Source organism: Bacillus sp. MC1252 (assembly GCF_056838025.1).
In genome coordinates this window covers 2270919-2283247 of record NZ_CM166369.1, presented here as the reverse complement: position 1 = coordinate 2283247, position 12329 = coordinate 2270919, and the positions used below count along the sequence as shown (strand labels likewise).

At 41.6% G+C, this 12329-nt stretch carries 17 protein-coding genes; 13 read left to right on the top strand and 4 right to left on the bottom strand.

What is annotated here, in order from left to right:
* Positions 1–68 precede the first annotated feature (68 nt).
* On the top strand, positions 69–218 hold the full coding sequence (locus ACYH0L_RS11650) for a hypothetical protein (protein WP_180275482.1): 150 nt from the start codon (positions 69–71) through the stop codon (positions 216–218).
* Positions 219–353: 135 nt separating this feature from the next.
* Here the strand turns inward: ACYH0L_RS11650 and ACYH0L_RS11645 are convergent, their stop codons facing one another.
* Positions 354–494 (bottom strand): sporulation histidine kinase inhibitor Sda, encoded by a 141-nt coding sequence (locus ACYH0L_RS11645; protein WP_003217327.1) that lies wholly within the window; start codon positions 492–494, stop codon positions 354–356.
* Between the two features lie 362 nt (positions 495–856).
* On the opposite strand from ACYH0L_RS11645, the gene ACYH0L_RS11640 reads away from it, so the two are divergent.
* From ACYH0L_RS11640 to ACYH0L_RS11605, 8 genes are read left to right on the top strand one after another with little or no spacing between them, the layout of a single operon-like run.
* A complete protein-coding gene (locus tag ACYH0L_RS11640) occupies positions 857–1378 on the top strand; it encodes a YqeG family HAD IIIA-type phosphatase (RefSeq protein ID WP_008356191.1) in 522 nt (173 codons plus the stop codon).
* Positions 1379–1380: 2 nt separating this feature from the next.
* Positions 1381–2481 (top strand): ribosome biogenesis GTPase YqeH, encoded by a 1101-nt coding sequence (gene yqeH / locus ACYH0L_RS11635; RefSeq protein ID WP_099726578.1) that lies wholly within the window; start codon positions 1381–1383, stop codon positions 2479–2481.
* A gap of 21 nt (positions 2482–2502) precedes the next feature.
* Positions 2503–3345, top strand: a complete 843-nt coding sequence (gene aroE, locus ACYH0L_RS11630; RefSeq protein ID WP_230030417.1) for a shikimate dehydrogenase — start codon at positions 2503–2505, stop codon at positions 3343–3345.
* A complete protein-coding gene (yhbY, locus tag ACYH0L_RS11625; protein WP_008342507.1) occupies positions 3339–3629 on the top strand; it encodes a ribosome assembly RNA-binding protein YhbY in 291 nt (96 codons plus the stop codon). The genes aroE and yhbY overlap by 7 nt, the downstream gene beginning before the upstream one ends.
* A 13-nt stretch (positions 3630–3642) precedes the next feature.
* Positions 3643–4212 carry a nicotinate-nucleotide adenylyltransferase gene (locus ACYH0L_RS11620; protein ID WP_099726580.1) on the top strand — a complete coding sequence of 190 codons (570 nt, stop codon included), beginning with the start codon at positions 3643–3645 and terminating at the stop codon, positions 4210–4212.
* Positions 4202–4765, top strand: coding sequence for a bis(5'-nucleosyl)-tetraphosphatase (symmetrical) YqeK (gene yqeK, locus ACYH0L_RS11615; RefSeq protein WP_099726581.1), 564 nt, complete (start codon positions 4202–4204; stop codon positions 4763–4765). Before ACYH0L_RS11620 ends, yqeK begins: the two co-directional genes overlap by 11 nt.
* Positions 4766–4778: 13 nt before the next feature.
* Positions 4779–5135, top strand: a complete 357-nt coding sequence (gene rsfS, locus ACYH0L_RS11610) for a ribosome silencing factor (protein WP_034319428.1) — start codon at positions 4779–4781, stop codon at positions 5133–5135.
* On the top strand, positions 5132–5875 hold the full coding sequence (locus ACYH0L_RS11605) for a class I SAM-dependent DNA methyltransferase (RefSeq protein WP_099726583.1): 744 nt from the start codon (positions 5132–5134) through the stop codon (positions 5873–5875). The genes rsfS and ACYH0L_RS11605 overlap by 4 nt, the downstream gene beginning before the upstream one ends.
* Before the next feature lie 48 nt (positions 5876–5923).
* On the opposite strand, the gene comER is transcribed toward ACYH0L_RS11605, so the two are convergent.
* Positions 5924–6772: a late competence protein ComER gene (comER, locus tag ACYH0L_RS11600; protein WP_482354028.1), complete on the bottom strand. Its 849-nt coding sequence runs from the start codon at positions 6770–6772 to the stop codon at positions 5924–5926.
* 90 nt (positions 6773–6862) lie between these two features.
* Between comER and ACYH0L_RS11595 the strand changes: the two genes are divergently transcribed.
* The 3 genes from ACYH0L_RS11595 to ACYH0L_RS11585 all read left to right on the top strand — a co-directional run bounded on the left by ACYH0L_RS11595 (position 6863) and on the right by ACYH0L_RS11585 (position 10420).
* The gene (locus ACYH0L_RS11595; RefSeq protein ID WP_482354027.1) at positions 6863–7486 is read left to right on the top strand and encodes a helix-hairpin-helix domain-containing protein; all 624 of its coding nucleotides are present in this window, start codon (positions 6863–6865) and stop codon (positions 7484–7486) included.
* Positions 7487–7551: 65 nt separating this feature from the next.
* Entirely contained in the window at positions 7552–8121 is a 570-nt protein-coding gene (locus tag ACYH0L_RS11590) for a ComE operon protein 2 (protein ID WP_039180075.1), read from the top strand.
* Positions 8114–10420, top strand: a complete 2307-nt coding sequence (locus ACYH0L_RS11585) for a DNA internalization-related competence protein ComEC/Rec2 (protein ID WP_482354485.1) — start codon at positions 8114–8116, stop codon at positions 10418–10420. Before ACYH0L_RS11590 ends, ACYH0L_RS11585 begins: the two co-directional genes overlap by 8 nt.
* Before the next feature lie 39 nt (positions 10421–10459).
* Here ACYH0L_RS11585 and ACYH0L_RS11580 read toward each other — a convergent pair whose 3' ends face one another.
* Positions 10460–10594 (bottom strand): YqzM family protein, encoded by a 135-nt coding sequence (locus tag ACYH0L_RS11580; RefSeq protein WP_012010638.1) that lies wholly within the window; start codon positions 10592–10594, stop codon positions 10460–10462.
* A gap of 237 nt (positions 10595–10831) precedes the next feature.
* On the opposite strand from ACYH0L_RS11580, the gene holA reads away from it, so the two are divergent.
* Positions 10832–11851, top strand: coding sequence for a DNA polymerase III subunit delta (gene holA / locus ACYH0L_RS11575; protein ID WP_256498825.1), 1020 nt, complete (start codon positions 10832–10834; stop codon positions 11849–11851).
* 135 nt (positions 11852–11986) lie between these two features.
* Here the strand turns inward: holA and rpsT are convergent, their stop codons facing one another.
* Positions 11987–12253 (bottom strand): 30S ribosomal protein S20, encoded by a 267-nt coding sequence (gene rpsT / locus ACYH0L_RS11570; RefSeq protein WP_008342485.1) that lies wholly within the window; start codon positions 12251–12253, stop codon positions 11987–11989.
* Between the last annotated feature and the right edge of the window lie 76 nt (positions 12254–12329).

Genomic DNA, 12329 nt, shown 5'->3' with positions numbered 1-12329 from the left:
TTCGCCTAAACAAGACCACCCAACCAGCATAGTCTAACAGTATATCTTCCTATAAGGAGGTAACTGATATGTGGGGATGTCCTTATCCTTACCCTGCGTGTTCGCCTTATCCAGCTCAAGGAGCAGGAATCGGTTACGCTTTTCTTGTTGTGTTCCTTGTTGTCATTTTGGTCGTAGGCGGAGGGTTATGGTTTTGGAACGAACAGTCTTGCAAATAAGACACCTCTTCTTTGATAAGAAGGGGTGTTTTTTACGGAAAATAGTAGTAAGCCTATAGCGCAAGTGATATAATATCAGTCACCTGAGTTTAAAAAAGGAGAGTGCTCGGGAGGCATGGTTCCTGTGATATGGAATTAAGAGGAAACAGAGAGCATATGCCCGAGCGAACGTCTTTTCATTTCTGTCTCAATTAATTCAATGAAGTCGCGATTTAAGTTCATTTCATTTGCTTTATAATATGATTCTATAAGTAAATCATCTGACAGCTTTTTCATACTAGAAACCCATATGATGGGAAAAACACCTCCCCTGAAAAAGTTGGCATAAAACTTGAGGAAAAGACATATCATCATAGGTTGATCGAATGTCTTCGAAGTACCTTTAATCTACCATGAATGGGAAACAAGAACAATCGTTCTGTTATCCACATGGTTAAGTGGATAACTTGTGGGTAGAGTGTTTATAATTGAATGAAAGCGTGATGAAATATAGGTGGATAATGTGTGTAAAATTATCCACACCTGTTGAAGGTCCTCATCATATGTCGAAAACTTTTTCATTGTATTCGATAGACAGACAAATTATGATTTGATTCGACACAATCGCTGAAAAACCAATGGAAGAAAGGGTGCAAATTGTGCTAAAGAAGTATTTCTTACCGGATGAATTTGTGAAAAGTATTTTCCACATTTCACCGCAAAAACTAAAAGAACGAAATGTAAAAGGAATTATTACCGATTTAGATAACACACTAGTAGAATGGGACCGCCCAAGTGCGACACCCCGTTTAATTGAATGGTTTCAAGAGATGAAAGATCACGGGATACAAGTGACAATTGTATCGAACAATAATGAAAAAAGGGTCAAGCTTTTTTCTGAGCCGGTTCACATCCCGTTTATTTATAAAGCGAGAAAGCCTATGGGAAGAGCCTTTAATAAGGCAGTCGCTGATATGCAATTGAAAAAAGAAGATGTGGTCGTCATTGGGGATCAGCTCATGACAGATGTGCTTGGCGGGAACAGGCATGGCTTCCATACGATTTTGGTCGTTCCTGTTGCAGCGTCGGACGGATTTTTCACAAAGTTTAACAGGCAGATTGAACGCAGAATTTTAGGAGCCTTAAAGCGTAAGGGCCACATTCAGTGGGAGGAAGAGTAATAATGGAAAAGGTTGTTTGTATTGGCTGCGGTGTAGCCATTCAGACCGAAGATAAAGATCAATTAGGATATGCGCCGGCAGCATCTCTATTGAAAGAAGATGTGATCTGCCAGCGCTGTTTTAGGTTAAAGAACTACAATGAAATACAAGATGTTTCTTTAACAGAAGACGACTTTTTAAATATATTGCATAGCATTGGCGAGACAGATTCTCTCATTGTAAAGGTCGTTGATATTTTTGACTTTAACGGAAGCTGGATCAACGGGCTAAGCCGTATTGTCGGTGGGAATCCGATTTTACTTGTCGGCAACAAAGTGGATATTTTACCGAAATCAGTGAAAAAAGACCGTCTTGTTCATTGGATGAAGCGGGAAGCAAAAGAAAACGGATTAAACCCAATCGATGTTTTCTTAATCAGTGCAAGCAGAGGTCAAGGCGTGCCTGAGGTGATGGAAGCGATCGACCATTACCGTGAGGGAAGAAATGTCTATGTCGTCGGCTGTACGAACGTTGGGAAGTCAACATTTATCAATCGAATCATCAAAGAAGTGTCTGGAGAAGAGAACGTCATCACCACATCCCAATATCCAGGTACAACTCTTGATGCAATCGAAATTCCGCTTGATGACGGGTCTGCTTTATTCGATACGCCGGGCATCATCAATCGCCATCAAATGGCGCACTATGTCAGTAAAAATGACTTGAAGATTTTAACGCCGAAAAAAGAATTGAAACCGAGAACGTTCCAATTAAATGAAGCCCAAACGCTTTATTTTGGCGGTCTTGCTCGATTTGACTATGTAAAAGGCGGCAGAACATCATTTGTCTGCTATATGCCAAATGAACTCAACATTCACCGGACAAAGTTAGAGAATGCAGATGACTTATATGAAAAACATGCAGGAGAACTGCTATCACCGCCATCAAAAGAGGGAATGGAAGATTTTCCTCCGCTCGTTCCGCATACCTTTACCATTGATCAGCCGAAAATGGATATCGTCTTTTCAGGATTAGGATGGGTAACAGCGAATGATGCAGGAAAGCAAATCAAAGTCTATGCGCCAAAAGGCGTTCATGTGTTTATGAGACGTTCGTTAATTTAAACGTTCAAAGGGGGAGAGACCTTGAAACCTTTATACGGATTAATCGGTAACCCTGTTGGCCATTCAATGTCTCCGGATATTCATAATGCAGCATTAAAGGATGCTGGGATTGATGGACATTATCATGGCTTTCAAGTAGAAGGTGGCGACCTTAAAGATGCGATTAGAGGCATGAAAGCCTTAGGCATCAGCGGCTTTAACGTCACTGTTCCGCACAAGGTAGAGATCATGCAGTACCTTGACAAAATTGATGTGACAGCTGAACGCCTGCGAGCGGTCAATACTGTGCGGCTTGAAAAAGGTCAGCTCGTTGGGTACAACACAGATGGAGAGGGCTTCCTTCATTCATTGGTTGAAGCCTTAGATCAGCCGTTATCAGAGCTGTCATTTCTCATGATTGGTGCTGGCGGAGCGGCAAGAGCAATTTATACGACAATTGCTGAGTATGCACCGAAAAGCTTTGATATCACCAACCGTACCATTGAAAAAGCGGAGGCTTTAATTCAAAGTGCGGATGGAAAAGTGACATCAAATGCAATCGCATTAAATACAGCAGAAGACCAGCTTGGAGACTATGATGTCATCATCCATACAACCTCGATCGGCATGTATCCGAATGTTGAAGAAACCCCGATTTCTTTAACAAACGCAAAAAAAACAGCGGTCGTTTGTGATATTGTGTATAATCCAATAGAAACAAAACTGCTGAGTGAAGCAGCCGGGTTAGGCTTGAAAACAGTAGATGGTGTTGGCATGTTTGTTGGTCAAGCGGCAAGAGCCTTTGAACTGTGGACAGGCGTCACGCCTGACGCCAGAAAAATGAAGTCAATTGTGATAGAGAAATTAGGAGGAACACCATGTTAAAAGGTAAGCAAAAACGTTTTTTACGTGCACAAGCACATCATTTATCACCTATTTTTCAAGTTGGAAAAGGCGGGGTAAATGACAATATGGTCAAGCAAATTTCCGAGGCGCTTGAAGCAAGAGAACTTTTAAAAGTCAGCGTATTGCAAAACTGCGACGAGGACAAAACTGAGGTCGCTAAAGCACTTGTAAAGGGTGCAAAAGCTGAACTCGTTCAAACGATCGGAAATGTGATTGTCCTTTATAAAGAATCTAAGGAAAATAAACAAATTAAGCTGCCGTAAAGGTGGATGCGATATGAAAAAAATAGGGTTGTTCGGCGGTACATTTGATCCCCCGCATATTGGGCATTTGCTGATGGCGAATGAGGTACGCTTTCAAGTGGGGCTTGATGAAATTTGGTTTATCCCAAATCACAAGCCTCCTCATAAAACAGGCCGAAAACGAGCAGATAGTCATCACCGCGTGAAAATGGTGGAAACAGCGATTCAGTCTAATCCGCATTTTCAGCTGGAGCTCATTGAAATGGAGCGAGAAGGCCCATCTTATACAGTAGATACGGTGGAGCTGTTAAAGAAGCGCCATCCTGAAAATGAGTTCTTTTTTATGATTGGAGCGGACATGGTGGATTATTTGCCAAAATGGCACCGGATTGATGATTTGCTTCAGATGATTACCTTTATTGGGATGAAAAGACGAGGTTATGAAGGAAGCACGACATATCCTCTTTTATTTGCAGATGTTCCAGCTTTTGATGTATCATCGACATTGATTAGGCAGCGAATAAAGCAGGGAGAACCTGTAGATTATTTGATTCCGAAAGCTGTTGAGCGTTATATAAAGGAGCATCATTTATATGAATCGTGAAAAAGCATTGAATTGTGTCAAAGAGCAGTTAACAGAGCATAGATATACACATACACTTGGGGTTTTGGATACAGCCATTTCATTAGCGGAACGGTTTGGTGCAGATGTGAGAAAAGCGGAGATCGCCGCTATTTTTCATGATTATGCCAAATTTAGACCAAAGGAAGAGATGGAGGGCATCATTCAAAAAGAACAGATGAATCCTCTATTGCTTGAATATTCGCCCGAGCTTTGGCATGCCCCAGTCGGTGCATATTTGGTCAAAAAGGAAGCCGGAATTGACGACCAATCCATTTTAACAGCGATCGAATTCCATACATCCGGCAGACCGGATATGACGTTACTTGAAAAAGTCATTTATGTCGCTGACTATATAGAACCAGGCCGTCATTTTCCTGGTGTAGAAGAAGTAAGAGAGTTAGCAGAGCATGATTTGGATGGTGCATTGATTCAATCGTTAAAAAACACAATCATTTTTTTAATGAAAAAGAATCAGCCAGTCTTTCCAGATACACTTGCTACTTACAACTCGCTTGTGCATAAGAACAAATAAGGAGGAATTTTGGATGGATGCATCATCAATTTTAAACATCGCAGCAGGAGCATGCGATGATAAACGGGCTGAGGATATTATTGCCCTGAATATGCAAGGAGTCTCACTTGTTGCAGATTATTTTCTCATTTGTCACGGGAATTCTGACAAACAAGTGCAGGCCATCGCAAGAGAAGTGAAACATCTTGCAGAGGAAAGTGGAATTGAAGTGAAGAAGATGGAAGGCTTTGATGAAGCAAGATGGGTATTGATTGATCTAGGAGATGTTATTGCTCATGTGTTCCATAAAGAAGAAAGAGGATACTATAACCTAGAGAAGTTATGGGGAGATGCGCCGAGAGAAACGCTTTCACTTGGCATTAACTCATGATTTATCAAGGGTTTGCAGGTGTGTATGACGAGCTCATGGCACATGCACCTTATGATGAATGGGTTCAGTGGATACAGCAGTATATCCAGCCAAATGCCGCAATCATCGATGTAGGCTGTGGAACTGGGGAGATTTCTCTTCGGTTAGCTGAAAAAGGTCACATCGTCACAGGAATTGACCTAAGTGAAGAGATGCTGGCCTTCGCGCAGCAAAAAGCGCAGGCTCACAAGCAGTCCGTTCAATTTTTACATCAAGATATGAGAGAGATTACTGGCTTTGAACAAGCCTTTCAAGCAGCCGTTATCTGCTGTGATTCCCTGAACTACTTAAAAAACGAAAATGACGTCAAAAAAACCTTTAAAAACATGTTTCAGCTTTTAGAGGCAGATGGGGTTTTACTCTTTGATGTTCATACCCCTTATAAAATGGAAGAGGTATTCCCTGGTTCTACTTATGCAGATCAAGATGAAGAGGTCAGCTATATTTGGCAGAGCGATAAAGGGGATGACGTGTATTCGGTCATTCATGATTTAAGCTTTTTTGTAAAGGATGGAGACGTGTATCAGCGTTATGATGAGACACATGAACAGCGTACATTTCCATTTGAGACATATGCAGCGTTCCTTGAGTCCGCTGGCTTCGAAAATATTGAAGTGACGGCTGATTTTACAAATCAAGCACCTCAGGAATTGGCCGAAAGATATTTTATCTCAGCCAAGAAACCAAAAACCATCGTTTAATGGAACGATGGTTTTTTAAAACCCTTTTTTCGCTTATTGCAAAGATCGTTAATTTCTGCGATCATCAGTAAACACACTTGGCGGATATTGATGTGCAACCGCTTCAAGATCTTCATCGAACTTTTCATGGGTGTTCTGAAAAAGACGGTGAAACATATCTTGAACACCTGCTTCAAGAGCTTTAATACCCTCACCAGTGACGCCGCCTTTCACACACACTTTATCTTGCAGTGTCGGAAGGGTATAGACTCTTTTTTCAATTAAACGACCAAGTCCTACAAGCATATCTTCTGATAAGGTGGTGGCTTCTTCTTTTGAAATATCGGTTTCTTCGACAGCTGCTTCAATCATTTTCTGAACGAGAAAGCTAATAAAAGCAGGTCCGCAGCTGACAATATCTGAGGCCGCTCTTGTAATCGAATGATGGATCTCAATTGGTGTTGAAATGCGGGAAGCTAACTGTCTTAACGCTGTTTTCGTCGCGACATTGCATGATGAACCGAAAGTTAAAAGTGACGCACCTGATAAAGCGCGGTTTGTGATGCTTGGGATCAGTCTAGCTGTTTGACAAGGAACGATATCCTGAAGCTGTTCAGGATGAACCGGACTTGTAATGATGACAATCGTTTGCTGCTCTGTTAAAAGAGAGCTGAGCTCTTTTAATAGTGGATAAATATCAAGTGGTTTCACACAAACAAAGATGAAATCTTTATCTGTTACAGCTCCTGAAAGCTGTTTCGTTACTTCAAGCTCTGGATGGTTCTTTTTTATATTGAACGCTTTTTCAATGGTCCGGTTTGTGATGGTGATGGATGAGGGATTGACTGCCTTTGATTCAATAAATGCCTCAGTAAGTATGGTACCCATGTTTCCTGTACCGATTATCCCTATATTCAAACGTTCTCCCTCCTTAGACGCATAGGATCTGTTATCTTCTAAACAGTATGTTGAGCAATAGAAAAATATGATTGAAAGAAGCGTGAGCACGTGAAGCGACTCATTCTATTGAAAAAATACAGTCTTTATATCGCTACCGGGATCATGATCTTGATCACCATCAGTTTCTTCTTTTTAGCAGGAAAAGGGGAAAACAGCGCAGAGCCAAGTGTATTGAAGGAAAATAAAGAAAGCCCAGTCGCATTGGAAGAAAAACAAGAGAGTGCAAAAAGTGAACCACCACCCATCGTTGTAGAGGTCAAAGGTGCTGTAAGGAAGCCAGGGGTATATACGTTTCGATCAGAGGACCGGGTTGAGGGAGCGATTAAAAGAGCAGGAGGTTTTACAAGTAAAGCGGATACGTATGAAATCAATCAAGCGGCAAAATTAGAGGATAGTATGATGATTTATGTTCGGAAGCAGGGAGAGGCGGAGACGCAGACATCAGCAGCTGTCGCGTTATCCGGGAATGAAAAGAGTCAAGGTGTCAATGTCAATCAAGCTGATACAGCGGAATTGCAAACAATTAACGGAATCGGACCAGCCAAAGCAGAAGCCATCATTGCCTATAGAGAGGAACATGGAGAATTTGAACAAATTGAAGATTTGCGGAACATTTCGGGTTTTGGGGAGAAGACAGTCGAACGGCTGAAAATTCAATTGACCGTGAAGTAGAATTGACGGTATAGAAGAAAGGCATGTACACTTAATACCAACCATCATTCTGGAGGGATCAGCTCGTGGAAAGAATTTCATGGAATCAATATTTTATGGCACAAAGCCATTTGCTTGCTTTACGAAGCACCTGTGAGCGGTTAGCTGTTGGGGCGACCATCGTAAGAGACAAGCGCATTATCGCAGGAGGATACAATGGCTCCATTGCCGGTGATGTCCATTGTGCAGATGTAGGATGCTATGTCATTGATCATCACTGTGTACGCACAATCCATGCTGAAATGAACGCCATTTTACAATGTGCTAAATTCGGTGCACCAACGGCTGATGCTGAAATATATGTCACGCATTTTCCTTGTTTGCAGTGCTGTAAAGCCATTATTCAAGCGGGCATTCGAACAGTGTATTATGCAAAGGATTATAAAAATCATCCATATGCTGTCGATTTATTTGAGCAGGCCGGCGTTCAAACGGAACAGGTTGAACTAGATGAAATGATCATTGACTTAAAAAATCAAGAAAAATTAGCCTTTGTTGCAGATTTAATCGGCAAGCTGAGTGAATCAGGACTTAGCGAAACAGAAATACGAGACATGCATGAAAAGGCGAATCAATTATTTACTTCCTATGTTTAATTATTTGCCGTTCGGGGCGATTTCAGCAGCAGTCGGAATTGCCCTGGCCGCATTTCACCTTCATATGTATTTCCTTCTCTTTCTTCTCATGATATTACTTCTCAGCCTACTGAAAAAAACACCCCAGCTCTTTCTGATGGTTAGCTTGTGCGGAACTGTCTATACACTTATCTTTATGGTTCATCAGTCTCTTGAGGCGGATCATGTGGTAAAAGAAAAATCATTTTCTGGTTCAGTTGTAATTGAAAGTATTCCGACAATAGATGGCAATCGTTTTTCAGCGACCGTGTCAGCAGAGAAGGATCGGCTGGCGGCTTTTTATACAATTCAAACTGAGCATGAAAAAGAAGCGCTGAAAGATATAGAGCCAGGTATGAGCTGTCTAGTGGCAGGTGATGTGCGACTACCTAAACACGCAACCATTCCTAACGGGTTTCAATACGATCAATTTCTAAAAACAAAAGGAATTGACGCTATTTTCTTACCGCAGTCGATCAAAAACTGTTCAAAAAAAGACAGCCCCTCACATTACCTTGCAGCTATGAGACAAAAGGGCTTGAAATTCTTAGAGGAGCATGTTCCGAAGAGCTCTGCTGGAATTGTACAGGCACTCATTTTTGGAGATCGTGAATTGATTGATCCTGACACGCTAAGAGATTATCAAATGCTCGGTATTATTCATTTACTAGCGATTTCAGGGATGCATGTGCAAACACTTCTTGCTTGTTTATTTTGGTGTCTGCTTCGTGCTGGCGTGACAAGAGAGACAGCACGTATTCTTTTATTATGCTTTCTACCGGTTTATGCTTGTTTGACAGGTGCTTCGCCATCTGTTTTAAGAGCTTGTCTAATGGCGGGAGTCTATTTAGTGATCACTAGCCTGCCAAAAGAAATGAAACAGCCTTCGGTGGTGGTATTAAGTGCGACGTTTTTGCTCTTATTGGCCATTCATCCCCTTTATTTATTTGATATCGGCTTTCAACTTATTTTGTTATCCACTAGGATCCTATCAAAAGCGAAAAGTGCAGTGATGCAATTATTACTCATCTCCTTTATTGCACAGCTTGCTTCGCTCCCTATTCTTTTATATCATTTTCAGCAATTTTCTTTGCTGAGCGTCCCTTTGAATATGGTGTTTGTCCCTTTTTACACAACGGTTGTCATGCCTCTGTCCTTACTCTTTTTTCTTTTGTCTATTGTTTACCTCCCGCTTGGTCAAACATTGTTTCAGCTGCTTGATGCAGTGATTCAGCTGAGTCATCAGTTGTCAGCACATATGGCTGTTTATGATGGATTTAACCTAATTTTTATGAAATCTACTTGGTGGCATGTTCTTCTTGAAGTGAGTGCCGTTATTTTTTTGTTATATATGCTGGAGTGCAAAACCTCTATGAAATCTTATGCTGTAGCGATTCTTTTTCTCGTTGGTGTGCTGAGCGTACACTATGTTACGCCGAATTTTTTTCAAAAAGGTGAGGTCATGATGCTGGATGTAGGGCAGGGGGATAGTTTGTTTATTCAATTGCCCTATCGCAAGGGGCATTTATTAGTAGATACAGGAGGCAGACTATCCTTCGAAGAAGAACCGTGGAAAAAAAGACGAAAAGTGTCTACGATTGGTGATCAAACGCTCATACCGTTTCTGCATTCTAAAGGTATAGCGAAACTTGATGTCCTCATCCTTACACATGCGGATCAAGATCACATGGGGGAAGCGGTTCGTTTAATCAAGCGAAATAAAGTGAAGCGGCTGGCCGTGCCAAAAGGCTTTGCCCGAAGTCCAGAGGATGCACAGATTTTAAAAGAAGCAGCTGATAAAGGGATATCTGTTGATGAATTACAGAGAGGGGATAAGCTTCAGGTGGGAGGGCAAGAGTTTGAGGTTCTTCATCCGGCGCGAGATCGGGTGACAAGTAAGAATAATGATTCGCTTGTGCTTACCTTTATTCTTGGGGGGAAGCGTTTTATCTTCACGGGAGACCTTGAACAAGAAGGCGAGCGAGACATCATAGAAGCTTATCCTCATCTGCGGGCGGATGTACTGAAGGTTGGACATCATGGGAGTAAAGGATCAACAAGTGAGGAATGGCTTCAGCATCTGAGGCCGTCATATGCATTGATTTCGGCAGGTGAACGAAATCGTTATCAGCATCCTCATCAAGAAGTCTTGAAAAAATTAGATGATTATCAAACGAGGGTGTACCGTACAGATATTGATGGAAGTGTGACCTATGAATTTCTCGAAGAGGCTGGAACGTTTTACTCGCAACCTCCATATGATATCTTACAAAATCAATAAAAAAACTGCCGAAACGGCAGTCATAGAGCCTTCATGAAGTTAAGATCCAACGAGGTGTATAATTGTTGCCAAAATAAACATTGAGGCGAAAAATCCGAATGTGACGATAAAACCAACAGCTGAGTCGGTCACATCATTCCGCTTGCTTTGAACATTTTTTTCAAATTCATTCATTTTCATCCCTCCTGGCTAATTTTAGTATACTTGAACTCATTTGGAATTGCTAGAAGGTAAAGTAACCGTTTTCCTTTTTCATGATCATTTTATGAATATCGTCTGACAGCGAGCTGACCCGGGAGCTTGCGCCAGACGTTTACTATAAATGAGGAGGCGGCACTTTCAGCTTCCTCTTTACTAATGTCTTCGCACACTTTAGGATAGAGGAGGAAGTGAAAGAGAGGGATTCAATTTATGGTCTTTGAGATATGGAACAATTTAAAAAAAGGGGATATCCATCCCGTTTATTGCTTATATGGAAAAGAAACGTATTTACTGCAAGAAACTGCTGCTAAACTGAGACAAGCTGTGGTTGACGAGGAAGCAAAGGATTTTAATTTCTCCGTCTTCGATATGGAAGAGGTGCCGCTTGAACAGGCTGTGACGGACGCAGAAACCTTTCCGTTTATGGGAGAACGACGTCTCGTTGTGATTAAAAATCCTTATTTTCTTACAGCAGAAAAGAAAAAGGAGAAGATCGAGCATCAGCTTTCCGTATTAGAAGCTTACTTAGAAAAGCCAGCACCTTATACTGTTCTCGTGTTATTAGCGCCATATGAAAAGCTGGATGAACGTAAAAAAATCACGAAATTACTAAAAAAGAAAGCGGCTGTCGTTGAGGCGAAAGAGTTAAACCCTAAAGAAACAACTGATTTCACCATCACCTTGGTGAAGACAGAAGGAAAGGCGATCACGGCTGAAGCGGCTGAGCAGCTTGTCATGCTATGCGGCGGGAGTCTGTCCTCACTTTTTCAAGAGGTTCGGAAGCTAAGTACATATATTGGAGAGCGAGAGGAAATCGAGCTGGCGGATGTCAATCAGCTTGTTGCGCGCAGCTTAGAGCAGAATATTTTCGAATTGATTAACCAAATTGTAAACAGACGCCGTTCTGAAGCCATGCAAATGTTTTATGACCTCTTAAAGCAAAATGAGGAACCCATTAAAATATTGGCGCTCATTTCAAATCAATTTCGGCTGATTTTGCAGACAAAGTACTTTGCTCAGCAGGGGTACGGGCAAAAACAAATTGCGTCAAACCTGAAGGTCCATCCATTCCGTGTCAAACTCGCCATGGACCAGGCAAAACTGTTTTCAGAAGAAGAACTAAAGCAGATCGTCAAAGAGCTCTCAACGATCGATTATGAAATGAAAACGGGTAAAAAGGACAAGCAGCTATTGCTAGAATTGTTCCTGCTTCGATTATTAGGCGCTTGAACATAAAAAAAACGACCTTCTAAAAAGAGGGTCGTTTTTGTTTAGATGTATAATTGCCAGTCTGTCCTTATGGCTGAGCCGGTCAGGACGGACGTACAGTTAAACAGGTGCCTCATCACTGAGGCGTTGCAAGCATTATGCAGAAAGTCCGTTTACTTGTTTAGCAAGTCTTGATTTGTAACGCGCAGCTGCGTTTTTGTGTACAAGACCAGTTTTAACGGCTTTGTCAATGCGTTTTGCAGCAGAAGAAAGAGCAGCTTTTGCTTGCTCAGCATCGTTGTTAGCTACAGAAACTTCAACTTGTTTAATCGCAGTACGCATCGCAGATTTGATTGTTGCGTTGTGTGCACGGCGCTCGTTATTCGTTTTTGTACGTTTGATCGCTGATTTAATATTTGGCATGTGTTTCACCTCCTAAGATACAACCTAAACACAATTGTCTTAAGGTTAAATCTTCACAATAGAACAAGTTGTATTC